This window comes from Embleya sp. NBC_00888, assembly GCF_045207655.1.
GTDB lineage: Bacteria > Actinomycetota > Actinomycetes > Streptomycetales > Streptomycetaceae > Embleya.
In genome coordinates, this window is the sequence record NZ_CP108784.1 from 1,268,804 (window position 1) to 1,292,840 (window position 24,037).

Annotated in this window: 18 protein-coding genes; 5 read left to right on the plus strand and 13 right to left on the minus strand. The window is 73.2% G+C overall.

All coding sequences use genetic code 11. The annotated features are described in order from the left end of the window. Window positions 1-236: 236 nt before the first annotated feature. The gene (locus OG948_RS04960; RefSeq protein ID WP_406294137.1) at window positions 237-761 is read right to left on the minus strand and encodes a GNAT family N-acetyltransferase; all 525 of its coding nucleotides are present in this window, start codon (window positions 759-761) and stop codon (window positions 237-239) included. Window positions 762-1,061: 300 nt separating this feature from the next. On the opposite strand from OG948_RS04960, the gene OG948_RS04965 reads away from it, so the two are divergent. Beyond that, window positions 1,062-2,276 (plus strand): pyridoxal phosphate-dependent aminotransferase, encoded by a 1,215-nt coding sequence (locus OG948_RS04965; RefSeq protein WP_406300186.1) that lies wholly within the window; start codon window positions 1,062-1,064, stop codon window positions 2,274-2,276. Window positions 2,277-2,341: 65 nt separating this feature from the next. Here OG948_RS04965 and OG948_RS04970 read toward each other — a convergent pair whose 3' ends face one another. Together OG948_RS04970 and OG948_RS04975 are read right to left on the minus strand one after the other, a co-directional pair. Beyond that, window positions 2,342-3,259 carry an LLM class F420-dependent oxidoreductase gene (locus tag OG948_RS04970; RefSeq protein ID WP_406294138.1) on the minus strand — a complete coding sequence of 306 codons (918 nt, stop codon included), beginning with the start codon at window positions 3,257-3,259 and terminating at the stop codon, window positions 2,342-2,344. Window positions 3,260-3,312: 53 nt separating this feature from the next. Further along, window positions 3,313-4,266 carry a glutamate ABC transporter substrate-binding protein gene (locus tag OG948_RS04975; protein ID WP_406294140.1) on the minus strand — a complete coding sequence of 318 codons (954 nt, stop codon included), beginning with the start codon at window positions 4,264-4,266 and terminating at the stop codon, window positions 3,313-3,315. 192 nt (window positions 4,267-4,458) lie between these two features. Between OG948_RS04975 and gdhA the strand changes: the two genes are divergently transcribed. Continuing rightward, on the plus strand, window positions 4,459-5,820 hold the full coding sequence (gdhA, locus tag OG948_RS04980; protein WP_406294142.1) for an NADP-specific glutamate dehydrogenase: 1,362 nt from the start codon (window positions 4,459-4,461) through the stop codon (window positions 5,818-5,820). A 73-nt stretch (window positions 5,821-5,893) separates the two neighbouring features. Here the strand turns inward: gdhA and OG948_RS04985 are convergent, their stop codons facing one another. Further along, window positions 5,894-6,361 (minus strand): GNAT family N-acetyltransferase, encoded by a 468-nt coding sequence (locus OG948_RS04985; RefSeq protein ID WP_406294144.1) that lies wholly within the window; start codon window positions 6,359-6,361, stop codon window positions 5,894-5,896. A gap of 384 nt (window positions 6,362-6,745) precedes the next feature. Here OG948_RS04985 and OG948_RS04990 point away from each other — a divergent pair, with 384 nt between their 5' ends. Beyond that, complete coding sequence (locus tag OG948_RS04990; RefSeq protein WP_406294146.1) at window positions 6,746-7,129, plus strand: RNHCP domain-containing protein; 384 nt, start codon at window positions 6,746-6,748, stop codon at window positions 7,127-7,129. Further along, complete coding sequence (locus tag OG948_RS04995; RefSeq protein ID WP_406294147.1) at window positions 7,123-7,539, plus strand: RNHCP domain-containing protein; 417 nt, start codon at window positions 7,123-7,125, stop codon at window positions 7,537-7,539. The genes OG948_RS04990 and OG948_RS04995 overlap by 7 nt, the downstream gene beginning before the upstream one ends. A 90-nt stretch (window positions 7,540-7,629) precedes the next feature. On the opposite strand, the gene OG948_RS05000 is transcribed toward OG948_RS04995, so the two are convergent. Both OG948_RS05000 and OG948_RS05005 read right to left on the minus strand, forming a co-directional pair. Next, a complete protein-coding gene (locus OG948_RS05000) occupies window positions 7,630-8,400 on the minus strand; it encodes a siderophore-interacting protein (protein ID WP_406294149.1) in 771 nt (256 codons plus the stop codon). Beyond that, window positions 8,397-9,905, minus strand: a complete 1,509-nt coding sequence (locus tag OG948_RS05005; RefSeq protein ID WP_406294150.1) for an MFS transporter — start codon at window positions 9,903-9,905, stop codon at window positions 8,397-8,399. The genes OG948_RS05000 and OG948_RS05005 overlap by 4 nt, the downstream gene beginning before the upstream one ends. A 119-nt stretch (window positions 9,906-10,024) precedes the next feature. On the opposite strand from OG948_RS05005, the gene OG948_RS05010 reads away from it, so the two are divergent. After that, window positions 10,025-10,936: a LysR family transcriptional regulator gene (locus OG948_RS05010; protein WP_406294151.1), complete on the plus strand. Its 912-nt coding sequence runs from the start codon at window positions 10,025-10,027 to the stop codon at window positions 10,934-10,936. Window positions 10,937-10,976: 40 nt separating this feature from the next. Here the strand turns inward: OG948_RS05010 and OG948_RS05015 are convergent, their stop codons facing one another. The 7 genes from OG948_RS05015 to OG948_RS05045 all read right to left on the minus strand — a co-directional run bounded on the left by OG948_RS05015 (window position 10,977) and on the right by OG948_RS05045 (window position 24,037). Continuing rightward, the gene (locus OG948_RS05015; RefSeq protein WP_406294152.1) at window positions 10,977-11,429 is read right to left on the minus strand and encodes a VOC family protein; all 453 of its coding nucleotides are present in this window, start codon (window positions 11,427-11,429) and stop codon (window positions 10,977-10,979) included. A gap of 187 nt (window positions 11,430-11,616) precedes the next feature. Beyond that, a complete protein-coding gene (locus OG948_RS05020; RefSeq protein ID WP_406294154.1) occupies window positions 11,617-12,414 on the minus strand; it encodes a PhzF family phenazine biosynthesis protein in 798 nt (265 codons plus the stop codon). Between the two features lie 5 nt (window positions 12,415-12,419). Then, window positions 12,420-16,172, minus strand: coding sequence for a VWA domain-containing protein (locus OG948_RS05025; RefSeq protein WP_406294155.1), 3,753 nt, complete (start codon window positions 16,170-16,172; stop codon window positions 12,420-12,422). A gap of 60 nt (window positions 16,173-16,232) precedes the next feature. Further along, a complete protein-coding gene (locus OG948_RS05030; RefSeq protein WP_406294156.1) occupies window positions 16,233-18,110 on the minus strand; it encodes a VWA domain-containing protein in 1,878 nt (625 codons plus the stop codon). 3 nt (window positions 18,111-18,113) lie between these two features. Then, the gene (locus tag OG948_RS05035) at window positions 18,114-19,115 is read right to left on the minus strand and encodes a hypothetical protein (RefSeq protein ID WP_406294158.1); all 1,002 of its coding nucleotides are present in this window, start codon (window positions 19,113-19,115) and stop codon (window positions 18,114-18,116) included. After that, window positions 19,112-21,049, minus strand: a complete 1,938-nt coding sequence (locus OG948_RS05040) for a hypothetical protein (RefSeq protein WP_406294160.1) — start codon at window positions 21,047-21,049, stop codon at window positions 19,112-19,114. Before OG948_RS05040 ends, OG948_RS05035 begins: the two co-directional genes overlap by 4 nt. A 276-nt stretch (window positions 21,050-21,325) precedes the next feature. Then, window positions 21,326-24,037, minus strand: coding sequence for an SAV_2336 N-terminal domain-related protein (locus tag OG948_RS05045; protein WP_406294161.1), 2,712 nt, complete (start codon window positions 24,035-24,037; stop codon window positions 21,326-21,328).

Sequence of the window (24,037 nt, forward strand, 5' to 3'; positions counted from 1 at the left end):
GCACCGCCGTGGGGCACGCGAGGCCACCGGTTTTCCGGTCTGCCGGACACCACGGCGCGACCGCCGCGAGCGCACCGGGTGGGCGCCGGCTCCGCCCGGGCCCGGGCGCGGCACGGGTCCGCCGCGCCCGTCGGGCCCGGTGGGGCTTGCTCCGACGCACACGCGGCCGAGCGGACGTACCGCCGCGGAACCGCGCTATCGCACGCGTCCCGGGCCCGCCCCGCGCGCGATCGCGGTCAGGTCGACGCCCAGGCCGGTACGTACCCGCCGCCCCGATGCCCCGGCCCCGTTCCCCCGGACGGCACCGGTGCCGCGCGTCGGGCGGCGGGCACGTGCCGGATCGAGGTGTGCGGTTCGCCGTCCACGACGGTGCGCCCGCCGCGCGGCTCGAAGCCCCGACGGGTGAACCAGTCGGCGCTGCGCGCGTACACGTCGGAGATCACCGGGCGCGGACCCGCCAGCACCAGCGCGTGCCGGACCAGCACGGTGGCGTGCCCCTGTCGACGATGCGACAACAACGTACAGACGCGGCCCATCCGCAGCAGGCCGTCCCCCTCCTCGGTCAGCCGCAGCGTGGACACCGCCACACCGTCCTGTTCCGCCCACAGGTGCGCGGTTCCCGGCTCGATGTCGCGGCCGTCGGGATCGAGCCAGGGCTGCCGGCGTGCGACCACGAAGACCCGGCTGCGCAGCGACAGCAGCCGGTACAGACTCGCGGCGTCGATTTCGCCCGCTGTTCCGTAGAAGTACGACACGTCCATATGCCGCAGAGTGGCACCGCGAGGGCGCCGTCGGGCGACCCCAATCTGCCACGCGGGCAACGCTCGGATGAACTCTTGTGGGCCGGCGGGCGGCGTCACGAGCAGGTGCAGGCCCGGTCTCGGGCGGGTACCGGCCGATCCACGTGTCAAATATCCCACTGCGTGCCGGACGTCGGGCGTGGAAGACTCGCAACCTCGCCCGCCTCCGCCGTGCACACGAGGATCTCGCGGGCGACTGCCCTGCGAGGAGGAGATATCCAGGTGAGCGTCGAAGAGTTGTCGCAACCGCAACATCGTCCGTTGCCCGAGGTACGTCAGTCGGGCAAGCTCGCGGACGTCTGTTACGACATCCGGGGTCCGGTTCTCGACGAGGCGAAACGCCTGGAGGACGAGGGACACCGGATCCTCAAGCTGAACATCGGCAACCCCGCGCCGTTCGGCTTCGAGGCCCCCGACGAGATCCTGCACGACATGATCCGCAACCTGCCGTCCGCGCAGGGTTACTCGGACTCCAAGGGTGTGTTGTCCGCCCGCCGGGCGGTGGTCCAGCACTATCAGACGCGCGGTATCGAGGGTGTCGACGTCGACGACGTCTACCTGGGCAACGGCGTCTCCGAGCTGATCGTGATGGCCCTACAGGCGCTGTTGAACAACGGCGACGAGGTGCTCGTGCCGATGCCGGACTACCCGCTGTGGACGGCGGCGGTCAGCCTGTCCGGCGGCACCCCGGTGCACTACCTGTGCGACGAGGGGGCCGACTGGTATCCCGACCTCGACGACATCGCGGCCAAGATCACCGACCGCACCCGCGCGATCGTGGTGATCAATCCGAACAACCCGACCGGTTCGGTCTACCCGCAGCGGATCCTCGAAGGCATCGTCGAGCTCGCCCGCCGGCACGGACTCCTCCTCCTCGCCGACGAGATCTACGACAAGATCCTCTACGACGACGCCGTGCACGTCCCGCTCGCCTCACTCGCGCCGGACCTGCTGTGCCTGACCTTCAACGGCCTGTCCAAGGCCTACCGGGTGGCCGGATTCCGCTCCGGATGGTTGCTGCTGTCCGGCCCCAAGCGGCACGCGACCAGCTACATCGAGGGCCTGAACATCCTGGCCAACATGCGCCTGTGCGCGAACGTGCCCTCGCAGCACGCGATCGCCACCGCGCTCGGCGGCTATCAGAGCATCAACGACCTGATCCTGCCCGGCGGCCGGCTGCACGCCCAGCGCGACGCCGCGTACGAGGCGCTGATCTCGATCCCGGGGGTGACCTGCGTCAAGCCCAAGGGCGCGCTGTACGCATTCCCCCGGATCGACCCGGACGTGTGCAAGATCGTCGACGACGAGAAGTTCGTCTTCGACCTGCTCCAGAGCCAGCGAATCCTGGTCGTGCAGGGCACCGGATTCAACTGGCACCAGCCGGACCACTTCCGCGTCGTGACGCTGCCCCAGGTCGACGACCTGACCGACGCGATCACCCGGATCGGTGAATTCATCGGGTCCTACGGGCAGTGACCCGCACGGTGACCCGACGCTGACCGCGGGGCCCGGCGCCGATCGGCGTCGGGCCCTCGGTGTCTTCAGGCCAGGAGCGGGCGCACGGCGAGCTTCTTGACGTGCGGCACGACCAGCTCGCCGAACGCGGCGGTCTGCTCCAGGTACTGTTCCCGCGACGTGGCCGGCAGGGTCAGCGTCACCCCGGTCACCCCGGCCTCGGCCTGCTCGGTCAGGTCCGCGACGATCGCCTCGTGGTCGATGCCGTCGCCGTCGAACATGCTCATCCCGCGCGGCATGAAGGTGATGTCGATCGGGTCGGTACGGCCCACCGAGGCCGCGTACTCGCGGGCGTAGTCCAGCCGCGCCGCCAGGTCGGCCAGCGTCTCCAGGCCCGGGGTCTTGAGGTACTTGGACGCGCCCGCCGGCGCCGGCATCGGCAGCCAGCCGTCGCACAGGTCCACCACCCGGCGGATCGCCCGCTTGCTGTTGCCGCCCACCCAGATCGGGATCCGCGGCTGCGCCGGGCGCGGACGCATGGTGTTGCCCGCCACGCTCTCCCCGGTCCACGCCGCGCGCATCGCCCGCAGCGCGTCGTCCAACACGTCGTTGCGGTTCGCGTAGTCGGCGCCCAGCGCGGCGAACTCGGGCTCCAGGTAGCCCGCGCCCACGCCCAGGATCACCCGACCGCCGGAGAGCGCGTCCAGCGAGGAGATCATCTTCGCGGACAGATACGGGTTGCGGTACGCCGGGACGAACAGGTTGGTGTGCAGCCGCAGCCGGGTGGTGGCCGCCGCCGCGAAGGACAGTGTGACCATCGGATCCAGCGTGTGGTGGCCGCCGTGGGCGAGCCACTGGTCGCCGGGGAACGGGTGGTCGGTGGTGAAGACCGCGTCGAACCCGGCGGACTCGGCCACGCGGGACATCTCCATCACGGCCTCGGCGCTGATCAGGTCGGCGCCGGCCTCGACCAGGTGCGTGGGCAGTCCGAGCGAAAGGAACATGGCGGCAACGTAGCAGCGACCTGACGCATCGTCAGTAACCGCTGCCACAACCGTCATCCGCCGTAGGTCGTGGCCGGCGGCTTGGCCGGCCCGAGCGCCTTGCCCAGCCATTCGTCGTACAACTGCTGCCAACGGCCGCTGCTCTTGAGCTGCTCCAGCACGCCGTTGAGGAAGCGCACGAAGTCGGTCTGCCCCTTGGGCACCGCGATGCCCTTGACCTCCTCCACGGCGGTCGGGCCGACCACCTCCAACCACGGGTCCTGCTCGCGCAGGCTCTCCAGGAGCGAGGCGTTGGTGTACGCCGCCGCCACCCGGCCCTCCTGGAGCGCGACCAGGCAGTCGGTCCGGTCCGCCACCGCGTACACCCTGGCCTTGGACTCGGCCACCCGGCGTTCGGGCGTGGTGTTCGCGGACACGCACACGTACTTTCCGGCCAGATCGGCCAGACTGGCCACCTTCGTGCCGCGGGGCACCAGGAAGCGCAGCGCGTCGTCGAGGTAGACGCCGGAGAACTCCACCTGTTGGCGGCGCTCGCAGGTGATCGTCATCGCGTCCACGACCATGTCCGCCTGGCCGTCGACCAACACGTCGATCCGGCGACCGGGCGGGATGGTCCGGAACTGGATCCGGTCCGGGTCGCCGAAGATCGCCTTCGCCACCTCCCGGGCCAGCTCTATGTCGAAGCCCTCCAACTCCCCGGTGCCCGCACTGCGCGCGGAGAACATCCGGGTGTTCTGGTCGACGCCGACCACCAGCCTGCCCCGCTCCTGGATCGCCCGCATCGTCGAACCGGCCGGCATCGTGCCGCCCGGCCGGGGCGGGGTGATCGGGGTCAGACTCCGACTCGGGTCGCACGGCGGCGCCGGCACCGGGGGCGCGATCACCGGATCGGGTACACCGACCTCCACCGGGGCGTACCGGGACGGGGGCTCGGAGCGCGCGTCGGCGCCGTCCGCCCCACCGCTCCCGCACGCGGTCACCAGAAATACCAGTGCCAGGGCCGCCACTCGACGTGACGCTGCATCAACTCTGTTGGGCCACACGCAAGGCAGCATCGCAGGTGGGGTGCCGCGGGAAATGAGGGCGTTCCCTCTTCTCCTCCCGAACGTCCGCCGTGGATCGAGGAGGCCCCGAAGCCGGATAGCGTAACCGCACGCGATCGCCCGCGACGCGCCCCGTCGACGGAAGGACAACCATCCATGAGTCTCCAGGCATTCGCCGAGCTGACCGGCCCGGCAGCGGCCACCTTCGACGAGGTGCGGCGCCGCAATCCCGGAGAGCCCGAATTCCACCAGGCGGTGCACGAGGTGCTGGAAAGCCTCGCCTCGGCCCTGACCAGGCGGCCCGAACTCGCCGACGCGGCACTCCTGGAACGGCTGGTGGAGCCCGAACGCCAGGTGCTGTTCCGGGTGCCGTGGACCGACGACGCCGGTCGGGTCCATGTCAACCGGGGCTTTCGGGTGGAGTTCAACGGCGCGCTCGGCCCGTACAAGGGCGGGTTGCGCTTCCACCCGTCGGTGAACCTGAGCGTGGTCAAGTTCCTCGGCTTCGAACAGATCTTCAAGAACGCCCTGACCGGGCTCGGCATCGGCGGCGGCAAGGGCGGTTCGGACTTCGACCCCAAGGGCCGCTCGGACGCCGAGGTGATGCGCTTCTGCCAGTCGTTCATGACCGAGCTGTACCGCCACCTGGGTGAACATACCGACGTGCCCGCCGGTGACATCGGGGTCGGTGGACGCGAGATCGGCTACCTGTTCGGTCAGTACCGGCGGATCACCAACCGCTACGAGTCCGGCGTGCTCACCGGCAAGGGGCTGGGCTGGGGCGGATCGCAGGTGCGCACCGAGGCGACCGGGTACGGCTGCGTGTACTTCCTGGCCGAGATGCTGGCGGCGCGCGGCGACGACCTGGTGGGCCGGCGTGCGGTGGTCTCCGGTTCGGGCAACGTGTCGATCTTCGCCATCGAGAAGGCCCGCGAGCTCGGCGCCCGCGTCGTGGCGGCCTCCGACTCGACCGGCTACATCGTCGACGACAAGGGCCTGGACCTGGACCTGCTCAAGGAGATCAAGCTGGACCGGCGCGGCCGGATCGCGGAGTACGCCGATCGGGTTGCGCACGCGCGCTACGTGCCGGACGGCTCGGTCTGGGAGGTCCCGTGCGATGTCGCGCTGCCGTGCGCGACGCAGAACGAGCTGTCCGGCCCGGCCGCCGCGCACTTGGTCAAACACGGCCTGACGGCGGTCGCGGAGGGCGCCAACATGCCGTGCACGCCGGACGCGGTGCACGTCTTCCGCGCCGCGGGCGTGTCGTTCGCGCCGGGCAAGGCGGCCAACGCGGGTGGGGTGGCCACCTCGGCCCTGGAGATGGCGCAGAACGCGGCCCGCACGTCCTGGAGCTTCGCCGACACCGACGCCCGACTCGGCGCGATCATGCGCGACATCCACGACACGTGCCTGAGCACCGCCGCCGAGCACGGTCACGAGGGCGACTACGTGCTGGGCGCCAATGTGGCCGGCTTCCTGCGCGTCGCCGACGCGATGAACGCCTTCGGCGTGGTGTGATCCACGGCTGAACCCGACACGTCGCCGCCGTCCGACCGGTCTCCCCGGTCGGACGGCGGCGCTCGGTCGGCACTCAGTCGACCGTGCGCCGGAAGACCTGCCGCGAACCGCCCTCGGGCCCCGGCTCGGCGGACTCGGCCGGCACGAAGCCGAGCGACTCGTAGAACGCGCGCGAGCCGCCCTCGATCGCGCCCGGGTGGTCGAGCCCGAAGGTGATCAACTCGACGGTGCCCGGCCCGCGTACGTACCGGCGCGCCGCCTCCGCCATCAGCGCCCGGCCCACGCCCCGCCCTCGGGCGGCCCCGGCCACCACCAGCCAGTGCACGTGGTGCACCGGCGGTTCGGCGCCGAACAGCAGGCCGCCCAGCAGGCCGGGTCCGGGGTCGGCGGGCACCACGAGCGCCAGGCCGGTTCGGATGTGCTCGTCCAGCGCCGCGTGGAATCCGGGCTCGTCCACCATCGGTCCGAACCAGTGCTCGACCTCGGCGGCCAGTGCGAGAAATCCGGCCCGGTCCGCCGCGTGCGCGGGTCTGACGATCATCGGCCCAGTCTGACAGGGCCGATTCGGCCGGCGAGAGGGGTCTCGGACGCGGGCCCCCGACGCGGCCCCGGACGCCGCCCCGCCCGGCGAAAATCGTTGGCTCGCTCGCCGCGCCCGCTGTTACGTTCGCCGGGTCCGGTCCGCGCAACCGCGGACCTCCACCCCTTCGGAAATCAGGTGTTGATGCCCGTCCTCGCGCCGAGCGCGCCTCGTATGACCGCGGTCGGATCCGGCCTCCGGGACCTCCCCGACGCTCGCTGATCCCCCCGGTGGGCCCACCGGTCCGCACGCGCACCTCGCGGCGGACCGCGTCGACGACCCCTCCGAGACCGCTCGGCGCTTCCTTGCTGCCTTCGCTTCCGCCTTCGGCAAGGAGACTTCCGAGTGTCCAACGGCAACAACAACTCCGGTAAGCAGCACACCGTCCCACCACGCACCGACACCTTCACCTGTGTCCGCTGCGGCCTCACCGTGACCACCGTCGACCCGGCCGGCGGCCGGCGCAACCACTGCCCGAGCTGCCTGCACTCCCGGCACGTCCTCGACCGCGTCGAGGGCGGCCCGTCCGAGTGCGCGGCGCGGATGTCGCCGATCTCGATCGCGGTGCTGCGCGGCGGCGACTGGATGATCGTGCACCGGTGCATCCGGTGCGACGAACTGACGTCGAATCCGATCGCCCCGGACGACAACCAGCTCATCCTGGTCCGAATGGCCGTCCGCCCACTGGCGCAACCGCCGTTCCCGCTCGAAGTGTTCGGGGAGTGGTGACGGTGGCCCGCCGCAGACCGGCCGACCGGCGCCCGCAGCGGTACAAGGACGTCACCCACGGGCGGACCGGACGCGGCGACGCGTTCCGCTGCGTGGGTTGTCGACTCGACGTGCCGTTGCTCGCGCCCGGTACGGCGCATCGCAACCACTGTCCGCACTGCCTCACCAGCCTGCACCTCGATCGCCGCGTCCCCGGTGATCGGGCGGCCGACTGTCGAGGTCGGATGAGCGTGCTGAGCATGTCCGTTCGGCCGGACGGGGAGTGGCAGTTGATCCATCAGTGCCAGTCCTGTGGGGCGCTGGGCGCGAACCGGATCGCCGGCGACGACAACCCGCTCGCGCTGATCCGGCTGGCGCTGCGCCCGCTCAGCGACCCGACCCGCCCGATCCGCGCGCTGCTCACGCTGTAGGGCGACACCCGAACGCGGGGGCGGGCGGGTGCCGGCCGGGCCGATGACGGCCCGGTCGGCGCCCGGGGGCGAGCGCGGGCGTCCCGGACGTCAGTCCATGCCGGTTCGGCCCGGGGACCAGAAGGGCTTGGTGATCACCGATCTGCGGTCCCAGCCGTGGTCGGCGACCAGGCGGTCCCGGACCAGCTTGACCGTCTTGGCCTCGCCCGCCACGTAGGCCACACCCGGCGTGGCGGGCAGCGCCAGGCGGCCCACCGCGGCGGCCAGGGTCGCCGAGGAGGCCGCAGACGCGGTGCCGCGTTCGAGCCAGGTGAGCCGTTCGGCGTGCGGCATCGGCAGCCGGTCGGCCGCGGTCGCGGTCTCGATCACCCCGTACACGTTCACCGCCGGGCCCACCGCGGCGATCATCGCGCCCAGCGCCACCGACGCGGTCTCCTCGCCGACGAACACGTGGTACGGCGCGTCCGGACGCAGCACGAAGCCGCCCTCGGGCCGGCCGAACCGGACCCGGTCGCCGGGCCGCGCCGCCCGACCCCACGCGGCTCCGGGCCCCGCGTCGCCGTCGTGGTCCAGCACGCACAGGTCCAGCGTCCCGGCCTGCGGGTCGTTGCTCCAGACCGAGTAGGTGCGCAACAGGTTGCCCGCCCCCTGGCGCCAACCCGCCATCGAGAGCACGTCGTTCACATGCACCCGGACCTGCTGTCCGGGCCGGCAGGACAGTCCGCGCAGCGCGTCGTCGTGCATCCGGATCCGTCGCATCCGAGCCGCGATCGACTCCGTCTCGACGATCGTGGCGGACAGGAACACCCGGTCGAGCAACCGGCCCATCGGGCCTCGCCGCCGACTCGTCTCGCGGTTCACGCGGTCCTCCCGGAAGTGCCCGAGTCGGCCGAGGCGCTCGCGCGGTCGCGATAGCCCATCGCGACCACGGCGGTGGCCACCAGCAGCAGGCCGCCGACGACCAGGAAGCCTACCGACATCGCGTCGGTGAACGAGTCCACGACCCGGGCGTGTTCCGCGCCCCGGGTCCGGGAGAGTTCCACGGCCGGCTGACCGGAGAACCGGCCGGCCAGGATGGTGCCGAACACCGCGACCCCCAGCGCCGCCCCGACCTCCCGCGCGGCGGTGTTCAGGCCGGAGCCCAACCCCGCCTGGTGCCTGGGCAGTTCGGCGACCACACCGAAGGAGAGCGCGGGCGCGCACAGTCCCATGCCCGCCGAGAGGATCAGCAGGAACCCGGCGTACACCGCGTAGGGGGTGCGTGCGTCCACCGTCGCCATGCACAGCAGCCCGATCCCGATCAGGCTCAGCCCGAACACCACCAACGGCCGCGTACCGACCCGCTGTTGCACCTTGACCGCGACCTTCGGCGCGAGGGCCATGCCGACCGTGAGCGGAATGATCGCGAAGCCGGTGCGCAGCGCCGAGAAGCCCTTCACGTATTGCAGGTACTGGGCGTTGATGAAGAACAGCGCGAACAGTCCGAAGAAGCTCGCGCCGATCCCGAGCACGCCGGCCCGCAGCTTGGCGGACTTGAACACGCGCGGGTCCAGCAGCGGGTGTTCGGCACGGAGCGCGTGCACCACGAAGCCGGCCAGGAGCAGGCCGCCGAGCGCGAAGCCGCCGATCACATGGGAGGAGCCCCAACCGAACTCCGGGCCCTCGATGATCCCGTACAGCACCGCGACCAGGCCGGTGATCAGCAGCGCGGAACCGATCGGATCGAGCGCGGCCGGGTGGGTGGCGGTACGCGGGGTCACCCACTGGACGATCGCGGCGAGCACCGCGGCGAGCGGGACCATGATCCAGAACAGGCCCTGCCAGGGCAGGTATTCCTGGACCAGACCGCCGCCGACGTTGCCGAGCAGGCCGCCCAGGCCGACCGCGAGCGTCCAGGACGCCATCGCCTGGGGCCGGCGTTCGGCCGGGAAGACGTGCATCAGGATCGACATGGTCGCGGGCATGATCAGCGCGGCGCCCGCGCCGGAGATGCCGCGGCCGGCGATCAGCGTGGCCGAGTTCGTGGCCAGCGCGCTGACGCCGGCACCGGCGGCGAACACGCCGAGCCCGGCGAGCAGTGCGCCCTTGCGGCCGTAGCGGTCGCCGAGCGCGCCGGCGGGAATGAGCAGGCCGGCGAAGACGATCACGTACGCGTCGACGATCCACAGGATGCTGTCGGCGGACGGATGCAACCCGGACGCGGCCAGTTGCGGAATGGCCAGGTTGATCGCGGCGACCATGCTCTGCGCGACCAGCACGCAGGCGCACATCGCGAGGAGCACGGCGCGCGACGCGCCGGCGGGTTCGGATTCGGATTCGGCACCGCCGGCGCGCGGCGCCGACGTGCCCAGGACGGGCGTGGACATGGGTCCCCCAGGAGCTGACCGACGAAGGAGGAAGGAATGTTGCGGGGACTGCGTGTCCGGACCCGTCCACCGTAGGCTGGGACAACGATTGACTCCAGTGCATGTTTTGCATGGAAAGGATGCGTGTGACGCAATCCGGGATGGACCTCAACCTGCTGACCGCGTTGGACGCGCTCCTGGAGGAGTGCAGTGTCTCCGGTGCGGCGCAGCGCATGCACCTGTCCGAGCCGGCGATGAGCCGGACGCTGGGCCGGATCCGCAAGGCGCTGGGCGATCCGGTGCTGGTCCGGGCCGGCCGCTCGATGGTGCCCACGCCGCACGCGCTGGCCATCCGGGCCGAGGTGCGCACCATCGTGGAACGCGCCAGGACCCTGTTCACCGCCGCCGGCGACGTGAACCTGGGCACGCTGTCGCGCACCTTCACCGTGTGGTCGCACGACGCGTTCGCCGCCGCGTGGGGCGCGCAGTTGTTCGCGCGCGCGGCGCGTGAGGCGCCGGGCGTACGACTGAAGTTCCTCGCGGAGAGCCACGTCGACACCCCGGCGCTGCGCGAGGGGGTCGCCGATCTGGAGGTGGGCGTGATCGACACCACCTCGCCGGAGGTACTCACCGAGCACCTCTTCGAGGACCGGATGGTCGCCTGCGTGCGGGCCGGTCACCCGCTGCTGCGCGGTCGGTGCACGCCCGAGCGGTTCGCCGCCGCCGAGCACCTGATCGTCTCGCGTCGGGGCAAGATGCACGGCCCGGTCGACGCGGCACTCGCCGAACTCGGGCTGGAGCGGCGGGTGGTGGGCGCCGCGCCGACCTTCCCGTCCTCGCTGTTCATCCTCGGGTCGAGCGATCTGGTCGGCCTGGTCGCGGGCCAAATCACGTCGATGGTCGAGGGCATGGGGTTGCGCACCTTCGAGGTGCCGCTGGAACTTCCGGCGCTGCCGATGGGGTTGGCCTGGCATCCACGCAACGACGCCGACCTGGGGCACGCGTGGCTGCGGCAGTGCGTGCGCGACGTGCTGATGGAGACGCTCGGGTGAGTCCGAGGTCGCACCGGTCGCGCCGATCCGCGCCCGGAGCTCAGCCGTCGAGGCGCATCAGCTCGATGCGGGTCCCGTCCGGGTCGGCCAGGAAGACCAGTTCGGTCGAGCCGGTCTCGCTCGGCAGGCTCGCGCGCGTGTCGGCGAGGAGCGTGCCGCCGTACTCGACCAGCCGCGCCGCGGCGGCGTCCACATCCTCGACGATGAAGGACAGGTGGGTCAGCCCGAGCTGGTTGCGCCGCCGCGACGGCTCGCCGAGCGGGTCCGGCGACGCGTAGTGCAGCAGTTCGACGACCATGCCCGCCTTGGCGATCATCTGCGAGACCAGACGCACGTCACCCTCGACCTCGAGGGTGTGTGCCACCTCGTTGCCCACGTCGTAGCGCACCACGGGGGTGAAGCCGAGGCCGTCGCGATAGAACCGCAGCGCGCGGTCCAGGTCGGTGACGCACAGGCCCAGGTGGGACGCGTTGTAGCTGATGGCGTCGGACATGGCGCGACTCCCGGGATTACTGACGATGCGTCAGATCGGCTGGTGTGCGCACGCTAGCAACGGCGGGCGCAATGATCCACTGCCGTGTCCCGACCGAAGTCGACCCAGGCCCCCGTTTCGATCGACCCTGTCGATCGGCCGTGTCGATCGGCCGTGTCGATCGGCCGTGTCGGGCCTCCCGCCCCGCTCAGTCCGCGACCAGGTCGCCCTCGAGCACCGTGATCGCGCTGCCCGACAGTCGCACCCGGTCGCCGACCAGTTCCACGCCGACCGTGCCGCCGCGCGCGGACAACTGCGCGCCGGTCATCCGGCGAAGGTCCAGCCGCGGGGCCCAGTACGGGCCGAGCGCGCAGTGCGCGGACCCGGTGACCGGGTCCTCGTCGACGCCGACCGAGGGCGCGAACGCGCGCGAGACGAAATCGGCCCGACCCGTGCCCAGCGCGGTGACGATCACCGCCCGATACGGCAGCGCGGCGATCATCCCCAGATCCGGGTCCACCGCGCGTACCACCGCCTCGGACGCCACCTCGACCAGCAGGTCGTCACCGCCCGCGGCCACCCGGATCGGCTCCACGCCCAGGGCCAGGCCCAGATCGGACGGGATCGGCACCTCGCGCGGCGGTAACGCGGGGAAGTCCAGGACCACGCCGGCGCTGTCCAGAGACGCGCTGAGCACCCCGCTGCGGGTCGCGAAGCGGATCCGCGACGTGTCCGCGAGGCCCTGCCCGAAGAGCACGTGCGCGGTCGCCAGCGTCGCGTGCCCGCACAGGTCCACCTCGGTCTGCGGGGTGAACCAGCGCAGCCCGAAGTCCGCGTCGGCGCCCGGGTGGGCCACCGCGAACGCGGTCTCGGAGTGCCGCAGTTCGGCGGCGACGGACTGCATCCAGGCGACGTCCTCGGCATGCGCGGGGTCGGGCAGGCACACTCCCGCCGGATTGCCCCGGAACGGCTGGTCGGTGAACGCGTCCACGACGAAAATCCGCATACCCGTCACCGTACCCAACGACGTCGAACACGCGGGCGGATCCACGACCATCCGAACCACACGACCCCGACGAACGCGAGCGTGCCCAGGCCCACCAGCAGCCACGGCCACCAGCTCAGGTCCACCCGTTCGTCGCCCCGATAGAGCAGATCGTCGCCGGACACCTCCGGCCCGAGCGTGATCCGGGTGTTCGGCAGGTGCTCCTTGAACGACTCGGCCAGCGGGGTGCGCACCTCGCCGGCCACCCGCGCCTTCGCCTCGTAGTGGCCGGCGTCCGCCCACATGCCGTCGGTGCGATGCGTGCGCGCGGCCAGGTTGACCGAGAAGTAGACCGGTTGGCCGGGCGCGAGCAGCGGCGCGCCGTCCTTGAGGCCGACCACGCCGACGCCGTCCACCCGCAGCCGGGTGACCTGGAGCGGTACCCGGCTCGTGGTCGCCACCAGGCGCAGGCACAGTTCGCGGCCCGAGGACAGGTCGAGTCGGGTGTTCGGCGGCACCGGCTGGAAGGTCCGGCAGTCCAGCGCGTCCGGCTGCTCGGCGGGAGGCATCAGCCAGGTCGCCCGCACACCCTTGTCCTTGTCCGCCTCCACGATCCGGGCGGCGCCGCGCAACTGCAGGCCGGTCCGGGCCTGGGTCAGGCCGGTGCCCGGGTCGGCCGGGTTGTCCCGGAGCACCTTCGTGTCCGGCAACACCCGCTGCAGCACCGGCCCCGCGCTGCTGTCGCTGGCCAGCGGGATCGCGAAGCCCGCGATACCGCGGCCCTCCTCGCCGAGCCGGTCGAAGTCCTTGCGCAGGTCCTGGCCGACCGGGTCGCGGGCCGCGTCGGTGAGCAGCAGGACCCCGTTCACCGAGTTCGGCGCGGAGGTGCGCAGCACGGTGAGCGCCCGGTCGAGCGCCGCGTTCACATCGCTGGGCACCTCCGCCCGGATCGGCGGCAAGCTGCCCGCCGGGCCGTTCTCGGGCGGGTCCGCGGCACGTACGGCGGGCAGCCGCTCGGCCATCGCGGCCGGGTCGGTGACCGGTTCCAGGCCGTTGCCGTACTCGGTCGCGGTCGTGTCGAAGCTGATCAGCGAGACCCGGTCGCGCGGGTTGAGCCGGCTCAGGAATGTGGTCACCGCCGAGCGGACCGAGGCGTAGCGCCCGGTGCGGTGCATCGACGCCGAGGTGTCCACCAGGATCACGTAGTTCACGCTCTCCCGATCCGCGCCCAGGCTCGCGATCAGCCGCTCGGCGCCGTAGGGATCGGGTGGCTCGGCGGTGACGACCGTCACCGGTCGCGGGGCCGCCGCGGCGTCGCCCGCAGGCACCGCGGTCAGCAGCGCGAGCAGCGCGAGGATCACCGGGAGGGCCAGCGCGCGCAGCCCGTCACCGTGTTTGAGCGCGGTCCGCAACTGTTTGAGATGGCGACGGAACGCGTCGAATTCGTCCTGTTCACGTTCGACGATCAGCAGTGCGGCCTCCGGCCCCCAGATGTGCCCCGCGATCAACACCCGGATCGCCCGCAGTTCCTCGCGGGCCTGCGCCGGGGTCGGTCCACGGGCGGTCAGTTCCCGCTCCAGGTACGGCAGTAGCAGGTCGCGCTCACGATCGGGCGCGCCGTGCCACCAGCGGCCGACCTCGCGCACGTACAGGTCGCGGCGGGAGCGGGCCGGGCCGTCCACGATCTCGCCCGCCCACACCCGGGCCGCCGCGTCGGCGTTCACCCCACGCAGCGCCTCGCGAAACCAGCCGCTCGCGGCGCGCGCGGCCAACTCCGGGCGGGCCCGGGCCACCGCCGCCCACCACGCGTTGTCCAGACCGGGCAGTTCGGCGAGTCGGGCGTCGGCGAGCACCGCGTCGGCGACCGCGGCGGTAACCGCCGGATCGCCGGCCCGGACCAGTTCGCCGAGCAGTTCGGCGGTGACCGGCACGGCCCGCAACAGCGCGGCGATCCACCCGGCGAAGCGTCCCTCGGCGACCGGCTCGTGCCGCAGCGCCAGCAGGTCCGCCGCCACATACGGCCCGTCCGTCGGCGCGCCGCCCAGCGCCAGCCGCAGCACGTCGGCCCGCACCCGGGCGGCGACCGGCGCCTGCGGCCCGAGCGCTCTGCTCAGGAGTGCGGCCAGGCCCTGCGCGGCGGGATCCGCGCGGCGGTCGGTGAGCGGGACCAGGGTCGGCCACAGGTCGTGCAGGACGGCGGCGATCGTGGCCTGGTCGGTGTGCCCGGCCACGCGCAGCGTGAACACCGCCTCGGCGGGCGGGATCTCGGCGGGTCGCAGCCGCTCGCCCGCCAACAGCGCGTACGGCGCCAGCCATTCCGGCGCGCGGTCGTCCCACGGCCGGATCACCTCCAGCCACGCGCGCAGGTCCGCTCCCGAGGTGTCCAGGAGCCGGCGCAGCACCACCGGGTGGTTCCACAGCGCGTCGTAGAGCGCAGGCACGTCGGTGGTCGGCGCCGGGCCGAGCAACCGGCACAGGTCGGCGACCAGCGCCTCGGGCGATATCGCGTCGCCGTCCGCCCGGCCCGAGCCGTTGGCGGTCGGATCCGCGCCGCGCGGCGCCCGCGCGGCGGTGCCGGCGGGCGGGGTGGCATCGGCCAGCAGCGGCGGGACCGGGCCGAGCAGGACGTGTACGAGCCGATCGCCGCGCCCGGCCGCCACCGCGGTGTTCCAGCCGACCGCCAGGCCCGCCGGTCGGGCGCGCAGCGCCGCGGCCATGTCCCGGGTCACCTCGTCGCCGTCCTCCGCCCGCCAGCGCTCGGCGATCGGACCGGACAGCGTGGTCTCCCCGCTCAGCAACCGGTCGAGCGCCGACGGCGGGCGGGTCTCGGTCGCCGGCGCACGCGCCGCGGGGCCGGCCGCGGCGGCGCCCACCAACACGGCGGCCGAGCGCCGCGCGTCGGCGCCGGAGCCCGCCCCCGTCCCGGCCCCCGCCCCCGCCGGCGATCCGGCACCGGCCCGTGCGCCCGCCTCGGCGAGCAACCCGAGCACGTGCTCTCCGGCGGCGGGCGTCCCGGGGTCGCGCAGCGTCGCGAGCGCGACGACCAGCGGGTCGAGCCCGATCCGGCGGCGCAGCGTGGTCAGTTCGCCCAGGTAGGTCCGGGCCGCGGGCAGGTCGGGCACCGCCGGCACACCGTCCAGGGCGACCCGCACCGTGCCGGGCGCGGGCACTCGGCCGAACGCGAGCCGGGGCCGCAGCCGCCCGGTGGAGCCCATCGAGGTCGCGAACCGCAGTCCGGCGCGGCAGCCGTAGGGCAGCAGCGCGGCCACCCGGTCCAGGAGTTCCAGCCGGGCCCGGGTGTCCAGGCGGTCCGCGCCGGTGATCACCACCGGGCCGGCCAGGACCGCCGCCGCGACCCCGGCGAGCCATTCGAAGTCGCCTGCCCGTACGGCGACCTCGGCGGGCGGGCCGGGCAGCCGCACCCGCAGGGGTCGCTCCCGGTCGGTGGGCAGGTCGATGCCGCGAAAGGCCAGCCACAGCGCGGTGTAGCCGGCGCCGGCGGCGGCGATCTCGGCGTACGGCGCGGTGAAATAGCGGACGCCGTCCGGATCGCGCAGGGTCATCGCGACGAACGGGTCCTCGCGCCCGGTGCTGGTCAGTCCGACCCATCCGGGCGGCGCGTACTCGTCCAGCGTGGGTCGCACCAGCCGCTCGAAGTGCGCCCGCCGCTCCGGCCCCGCGCTGCACGCCGGCACCGCACCGTCGTGGTACCAGGCCCAATGCGCCCGCAACGTGCCCGCGGTCTCGCGGGGGCGGTCGTGTCGGTCGGTCGCGTCCACGTGAACCTTTCTGTGCGCGGGATGCCGGTCGCGGTCGGGGCCGGTCGTCCCGCCGGGGGTTCAGCGGGGCGGCCGGGGGTTGGGCGGCTGGGTGACCGTTGCCTCCACCGGTTTCGGTTGTTCCCCGGGATCGGTCGATATCATCCCCCCGGACCCCTCGATCTGCGGATCGGGCCCGGGCGACGCGGGAACGATGGACGGTCGGGGCAACACCGGAGCCGCCGGCGCGGCCGGTGTCGCCGGGGCCGGTCGGGGCAGCGCCCGAACGCAGATGCCGTACAGCATCGTGCTCTCACCGATGCGCAACCGTCGCCGGGCCGTGTCGACGGCGCCGCCGTGTTCGTGCCGTGCGGTCACGGTCACGCCCCGACCGGCTCGGGGCCGACGCCCCCTGGCGAGGAATGTCGTGGTGGCGCCGGCCGACGACGGGTGCTCGTGCACCCACCGGTGCCGCAACCCCCGAACCCGGAACGGGGCACCGTCGGGAAACGTGTGCCGGCGGTCCTCCAGGCTCAGTTCGATGTAGACGTCCTTGGGGAACAGCCGCCAGATCGCGGTCGTCGCCGCCGCCGTGAGCACCAGCGTCAGCGCGAGCGACTCCCACACCCACCAGGTGACCGTTCCGCGCACCCGGCCGGTGTAGTCGAGCTCGCCACCGAGCAGACGGGGGGCCGTGTACGGGCCGTCGACATGCAGCAGGGCGGCGAACTCGGCGGCCCGGGTGGCCGCGACCGTCCCGCTCAGCGTCGTGGCGGCCGAGTAGTCGCGCGATGTGCCGAACAGGTCCGATCGGCTTCGGTCCCGGGCTCGCAACTCCACCGGGAACCGGCGCGGCACGCCCGGTTCCACCACGATCGGGGTGCGCGGCAGCCCTCGGTCCAATTCGGGGTCGCCGGTGCGCAGATCGGTGACGGTCGTCGAGATGTGGCGCGAACTCGACGTCAGGGTCAGGCACAGCACGGTGCGCGTGGACAGGTCGACCGGCCCGGTCGGGGCCGTCGAGTCGGCGCAGTCCGCGTCGGACGGCCGTACGCCGGGCCTGGACGCGGGTCCGGGGCCGAACGTGGCCCGGACCGTCGCGGCGTTGTCCGCCCGCACCAGCTCGGCGCCCTTGCGCTTGCGTGCCTCGTGTTCCAGGGCGCGCAGCCGCTCGGCCTGTTGGCTGACGGTACCGCTGAGGGTCTGCGCCTGCGGCAGCACCTCGGCGATCAGGTCGACGCCTCGCGCGTTGTCACCGAGCGGCAGCGCGTAGGCGTCGATCGGGCCGCGCCGCTCGACCGCCTTCGCGTACTCCTGCTTCAGCGTCGCCCAGCCGGGTGCCTTGGCGTTCGCGAACTCCGGATTGTCCGGCGCGTACAACTCCGCGTCGGTGAGCACCACGATCACGGTGGGCGGCCGGTACCCGAACGCGGCGCGGTCGTCCCTGGCGATGATCTCGGACACCGACACCATCGCGGCGCCGAAGTCGCTCTCGGTGTCGTTCGGTGTGGGCAGCGAGTCCAGGAACGCCGCGATCGCCCGGTCGCCCTGCGGCGCCTTGGTCAACGGCAGGTGGGTCGTGGTCCTCGCGCCGAACCTGATCACCGAGATCCGGTCGCCGGCGGGAACCGCCGGCAGGAAGTCCTTCAGCGCGGCCTTGGCCGCGTCGTAGTTGCCGTCGTCGAGCATCGAGGTCGACACGTCGAGGACGATGTAGAAGTCGGCCGGCTGGGCGTCCACGCCCATCTCGTCGAGCAGTCGCGAGGTGACCGCCTCCGGGTCGGCGGGCCGGGGGTCGTCGGCTCGCCGGGCGCCGGTCGCGGTGGGCGCGCAGATCAGAAGGACCAGCAGGAGCAGCAGGAGCGGGAGAAGCGGGAGAAGTGCCGGCGACGCCGCGAATCCGCCGGGCGGTACGAGCCGGGTCGCCCGGTGGTCGGGGCTCCGTCGGGGTCGGGACATCGGTCATCCCTCCTTGGCCATGCGCGTGGCCCGCATCCCCAGGATCGGCTCGACGATCCCCTGCGGTCGTGGCCGGCCTTCGAGGCGCGTGCGGTCCGAGGTGACGTTGCGGCAGCTCTCCGGGTCGATCGGTACGCCGTCGGGGCTGAAGAAGCCCACGGAGCTGGTCGCGTAGTAGCGGACGCGGTCGAAGTGGCGTTCCAGCAGCGCCGGCAGCTTGTCCGCGGCCGACGCGCCGAACGGCCCCGCCGGGTCGCACAGCCAGTGGAAGAACGCCTTGGGGTCGCGAACCCGGATCCGACCGTGGCGGTCGAGTTCCGTCCACGCTCCCCATCTGGCCGCCCGGAACAACCGCATGTCGTCGATCTTCGTGACGCACACGGCGAGTTCGAGCGGCAGCAGGTCCACGGACCGCATCCGGGGCTGCTGCACGGCGGAGGCCTCGCGAAGCAGCTTCTTCAGGTCGTCGAGACCGTGGCCGGCCTCGCCGATCGGGTCGAACAGGAGGATCAGGCCCGTGCACTCGTTCAGTGTGGGCTGCACCGCGTCGGCTCGGGTCGCGGCCAGGTTCGGCAGGTCGTGCACGGTGGCCACGAATCGGGTGCGGTCTGCGAACCGGCGCAGCAGCGGGGTACGCGGGCGGCGACGGAACAGGAATCGACAACGTTCCGGGTGGCCGGAGACGCCCGGATCACTCGAGGTGATCGACTCGGGCAGGAGCGTGCCGGCCCGAAGCGAGGCCCGGGACTTGTCCAAGAAGGCCAGGGTGGCCCCGTCCGCGCCGAAGACGTTCCAGCCGGGGACGTGGTGTCCCGCGTCGGCGCCCTCCTCGACGCGGCGGCGGGTCTCCGCGGCGGCGTCCTCGACCATCGCGAGGAACGTGCTGCGTCCCGAGCGCCGCGCACCCCACAGCGCGATCCGCTTCTCCCGCACGACGCCGTCGGCGGGACCCCGATCCGCGTCCTCGAACAACGGATCGGCCGCGCGCACGATCGGTTCGGTCATCGGCGCTCCTCCTTCGTACCGACCTCGGTCCCGACCCCGCCGGGCCGGGCGATCAGGTCGAGCAGCAGCGGCGGCCCGCCCGTGTCGGTGGCCGCGTCGTGGCCGAACCGCAGCAGGTCCGCGGGGGCGCAGCCGCCCAGCGTGAAGCATCCGCTCGCGCCCAGCAGGCGCCACGCCTTCAGGGTCCGCGCGGCGGCCGGGGACGCCGGCGAGCGCGCGTGCCCGGCGTCGTCGGTCACCAGCACGTGCCGTACCGGCCGGGTTGCCCGAATCGCCGTCAGGTCCTCGTCCCAGCGGTGCCGGTTGTTCGAGCGGGCGGGGTCGGCACCCGCGATGTAGGGGTGCGGGCCGCGTCGACCGACGGTCACCACGAGGGTGGGCCGGTGCGGCGACCAGTCCAGCGCCTTCCCCCGCAGGAGCGCGAACACGCGCTCCAGGGGCGCGGCATGGGGGTCCACGATCGCGGATCCGGTCCAGTGTGCGATCGAGGACCGAGCCGCGTCCGGGTCGGTGAAGTCGACCCACCGGAGCGGATCGTGCCCGGAGCGCCAGGGTTGCGGGTGGTCGTCGTAGCCGACCACGCACGCGCGTCCCCACGGCATGTCGTCTCCCGCGCGGCCCGCCGCCGTCAGCAGCGCGCGGACCAGGTCGAGTCGGGCCCGGGTCGAGCTCGGTTCGCCGCCGAGTTCGACCGCGACCAGCAGGTCGCAGAGCGTGCGCTCGCGATGCCAGTGCGGCCGCGGTGGCGCCGGGCCGCGCGACACCGCGGCCACCCGGCGGATCTCGGCGGGCCCCTCGGCCACCGCCCAGGCGGCGCCGGAGACGGGAGTGAACCGCAATCGCCCGGAGGTGGTCATGCCCACGGTGAACCGGACCTCGCCCGGCGGGGCGACCACCTTGACGCGCTCCAGTTCGGACCACTGCCGCGGATTCGCCGAGTCCGCGACGACCACCGCCACCTCGTGCCCGTCCACCGCGCCACCGCGCACCCCCAGGGTGACCTCGGCCAGCGGCGCGCCCGCCGCGCCGGGTATCGCGCCGCGTTCGAGCAGCACGTCCCGACGTTCTCGGCCCGGCACCTCCGGGCCCGGATCCACACCGACCAGGTGCATGGCGTGCCGGACCGGCACGTCCAGGGCCAACCGCTCCACCAGTCGGGGCAGTTCGACCTCCTCGGCAGCGAACGGACCACCCCGCAGCACCGCTGCGGGCGGCAGGATCTCGTGCACGAGCTCCGCCGCGAGCGCGCACCACGTCCAGTCCGGTCGGCGCTCGACCAAGACGAACGCCCACGCCTGCCGTGCGCGGCCGGTGGCCGACGCGCGCAACTCGGCCAGCGAACCGGCCCAGGTCTCGCGCAGTTCGCGCCGCGCTCGCGGACCCAGCGGCTCGGGCGTCTGCGCGGTGCCCACCGCGGGGCTGCGGCCCACTCCCCCGGCCAGGGTCAGGTCGCGGGCGGCGGCGTCCTCGGGCAGCCACGGCACCGCGCCGCGCCATTCCAGGCGGGCCCAGTTGCGTGCCGGTACCCGGACGAAGCCGAATTCGTCGATGGTCACCCACTGGGTGGACAGGTGGCGTGTGCCGATCTCCAGGAACAACAACAGGTCCAGCTCGCCGGCGGTCAGCGCGGTGAGCAGGGTCAGCGCCGCGGCCCGCCCGGACGTCGCGAGCGGTTCGGCGGCCGGGAACGCGGTATCGGAGCGCACCGGGCCGTGGCGGACCAGCTTGGCGAGGTCGTCGGGAACGCCGTCGTACCCGCGCGCGTGCGCCACCCGGATCGCGGCCGCGTGGTCGAACGCCCGCGCCGCGTCCTGATAGGCGGTGGGTCCCGGCGCCGGCGGCGGCCAGTCACAACTCGCGCACGGCCCGGCGTAGGGCATCACGCCCCAGCACACGGGGCACACCACCTCGCGGGCTCCGCCCTGGTCGTTCACCGCACCCGGGCCCGTCGGACCGCCCGCCCCGAGTTGCTCATCCGTGACTGAACTCCTGGCACGAATCCCCCCGTTCGTCCCATTCGGCAGGCCCGACCCGGGAGTCGCCGGCCGGTGGCACGCGCTCGTGGGCGGCGGTGGCTCCCGCCGGGCAGGCCTGCTCGCAGTGACGAGGACTTACCCGCGGTGGCCGATCGTAGTCCCGCTCGTGGCCGAGTCGAGGTGTTTCCATCGGGTTGTGATCGGGCCCTCACTCGCGGGTGATCCCACGGGCGGTCAGTCGACCACCAGCGGCCCTTCCAGCACGGTCACCGTGCCGTCGAGGCCCGCGAGGACCAGTTGCCCGTGCGCGCCGCCGGCCACGAACACGCCCGAATCGGAACGAATTTCGGCCAACCGCCGGCCGGTGTCCGCGTCGTAGGTGCGAATGCCACCACCGGCACCCGCGACATGCACGAGCGCGCCGACCGCCGTCACCCGCAACTCCGGCTGTGGCACGTCCACACTGCGCCAGAGCACCTCCCCACTCGCGCCGTCGAGCGCGTACACGAACCCGTCCGACGTCGCGGCCAGCACCCGCCCGGCCGCCGGCTCGGGCGCGGTCACCACGCCGCCGGCGAGAGCGGTCGACCAGGCGATGTCCCCGGTGTCCCAGCGCAGCGCGGTGATGCCCCGGGTGGCGAGCGGCACGTACACCAGCGCGTGGTCCGCCATCGGCGCGCCGTGCGCGGCAGCGGACAACTCGACCTCCCACGAGGGCGTCTCCGGGTCCCGATCGAGGTGCCACGCGCGCGCTCGCCCGGTGCGGTCGAGCACCGCGCCCCATCCGTCCCGGGCGCAGACGCCGACCGGCGCGCCCGGGCCGTCCGCGGGCCGCGCCCGCACCCGCCCGTCCGCGCCGCCGACCAGCGCGACGCCGCCGTCCAGGGTGGTCGCGAGCACGTCCCGTGCGCCGATCGGCGCCAGCGCGACCACGGCCCCGATCCCGACCTCGACCGGTGGCGACATCGCCTGTCCGCCGGCCAGGTCGTACCGACACACCGTGCCGGACTCGGCGCCCGTCCACACCGTCCCGGGGGTGAGCACCGGCGCGCACCGCGTGGAGCCGCCCGCCACGGTGGGCCATCGGGCCAGGCCGGTCAGCGGATCCAGCCCGACCAGGTTGCCCGCCGTGTCCTGCACCAGGATCAGGTCCTCCAGCACGATCGGCCGGGCCCGGATCCAGTCGCCCATCCGCAGGGTCCACCGGTGCACGAGGTCGCGTCGGCGCAACATCGGGCCGTTGGCCCGGGCCTCCAACCGGCTCGCGCGGTGCTGGTAGTCGGGGCCGAGTCGATACAGCAGCGTCGCGCCGACGCGCGCCAACGACCGGCTGCGCGGCCCGATCAGCCCGACGGTGGCGGGCTCGCGCGCGGTGAGCAGGTCCTGGAAGTCGAACTCCGCGTGCCCGAGCCGATCGTGCACGAACTCCGCGACCCGGAAGTACACCTCCAGGGCGGAGCGCCGACTCATCGCGGTCAGCAGCGTCTCCCGCACGCTCTCGTCCAAGTCGTACTCGGCGTACTCGGCGTGCTCGCCGCGCTCGTGCTCGCCGCGCTCGGGCGACTCGACCAACAGGCCGCTGAGGAACACCTCGGCCGCGAACGCGGGATCCTCCGCCTCGAGCACCGTGGACTGCACGACCCGCATGGTGGCCAGGCTGATCGGCGCGGCGGCGAGTTTGCCCAGCAGTTCCACGGCGGCCGGGGAGGCTCCGGCGCGGAATTCGGCGAGCCGTGCCCGGGGGGTGCGTTCGTCCTCGGCGGGCACGACGACCGGCTCGGCGTCCCGGGCCGACGGCCGGGGATCGAGCACCCACGCCGGATTGGCGAACTCGCGCCCGCGGTCGTCGGTGATCATCCGGGTCCAGCGGGAGAACTCGCTCCAGCGACCGGCCGCCGCGTCCGCCGCGTCGCCCGGTCGCAGGCCGTCGGGATGCAGGCCGATCACGGGGATGGCGATCCGTTCGGACGGACGCAGCCAGCGCGTGGTGTGCCGGAGTCGAAAGCTCGACCGGCGTCCCGGGCCCACGCCGTGACCGCGGAAGACCACCGGCGTGAACGGGATTCGCGAGCGGTCCCACCACCGCCTGGGCAGCAGATTCAGGAAGACCACGGGGCATTGCGCGGCCCAGGACGCCAGCATCGCCGAGGTGCGCGGATCGGACCAGGACGGGCCGACGCCGTCGCTGATCACCATCACGATCCGCCGGCCGGCGGGACCCACGGGCGCGGCGTTCGGGCTCACCGTGCCGAACGGGGTGCGCAACACGGCGCCGCCCGCCGACTCGGTGTCCAGCGTCCAGGTGCGCACCGAACGAAAGGTGCCGTGCCCGCCGACCAGCCGGGTGAACTCGGCCAGCAATCGGCGCCACGGGCCGATCGAGGCCGAACCGTCCACGACGAGCGCGAGTTCGAACCAGCGCTCTCGGGCCGGGTTCAGGACCGGCACGATCAGGTCGGTGAACGCCGCGTGCCTCGCCGTGGCGTCCTCGTCCAGCACGACCGAGTCCGGCGCCGGCCCGAAGTGCCGCAACCGGCGCAGCAGTCGGGCCAGTTCCAATCGATCGGGCAACACGGACGCGGCCGGCGGCGGGGGCCTGCCGAGCCACGCGGGCACCGGCAGGCCGGTCGTCCGGGCGCCGCCGGACCCGGTCTGCTCGACCGACTCCACCTCTGCGGGCAGCACCGTGTACACCTGCGCGGCCCCCGGGTCCAGTGCGCCCTCGACGCCCGGCCGCGACTCGTCCCCCGTCTCCTCCCGTCTTCGCCCCGATGGCGGCCGCGATACGTCCGCACTCCCCGGGCCGGGGTTCGATCCCGACTCGACCGAGGCGGTCCGGGTCGGCGCCTGCGTGCGTCGGTCGCCCGCCGCGGTGATCGCCGCGTTCAGCCAGGCCCAGTCCAGGACCGCGTCGACGGTGACCCCGATGGGGTCCGCTTCCGCCAT

Coding starts and splice junctions, on each gene's coding strand:
- OG948_RS05010 (WP_406294151.1), top strand. CDS start 10,025: ATGCGTGTGACGCAATCCGGGATGGACCTCAACCTGCTGACCGCGTTG.
- gdhA (WP_406294142.1), top strand. CDS start 4,459: ATGAGTCTCCAGGCATTCGCCGAGCTGACCGGCCCGGCAGCGGCCACC.
- OG948_RS05030 (WP_406294156.1), bottom strand. CDS start 18,110: ATGTCCCGACCCCGACGGAGCCCCGACCACCGGGCGACCCGGCTCGTA.
- OG948_RS05015 (WP_406294152.1), bottom strand. CDS start 11,429: ATGTCCGACGCCATCAGCTACAACGCGTCCCACCTGGGCCTGTGCGTC.
- OG948_RS04985 (WP_406294144.1), bottom strand. CDS start 6,361: ATGATCGTCAGACCCGCGCACGCGGCGGACCGGGCCGGATTTCTCGCA.
- OG948_RS05045 (WP_406294161.1), bottom strand. CDS start 24,037: ATGGCGGAAGCGGACCCCATCGGGGTCACCGTCGACGCGGTCCTGGAC.
- OG948_RS04960 (WP_406294137.1), bottom strand. CDS start 761: ATGGACGTGTCGTACTTCTACGGAACAGCGGGCGAAATCGACGCCGCG.
- OG948_RS05035 (WP_406294158.1), bottom strand. CDS start 19,115: ATGACCGAACCGATCGTGCGCGCGGCCGATCCGTTGTTCGAGGACGCG.
- OG948_RS04970 (WP_406294138.1), bottom strand. CDS start 3,259: ATGTTCCTTTCGCTCGGACTGCCCACGCACCTGGTCGAGGCCGGCGCC.
- OG948_RS05020 (WP_406294154.1), bottom strand. CDS start 12,414: ATGCGGATTTTCGTCGTGGACGCGTTCACCGACCAGCCGTTCCGGGGC.
- OG948_RS05005 (WP_406294150.1), bottom strand. CDS start 9,905: ATGTCCACGCCCGTCCTGGGCACGTCGGCGCCGCGCGCCGGCGGTGCC.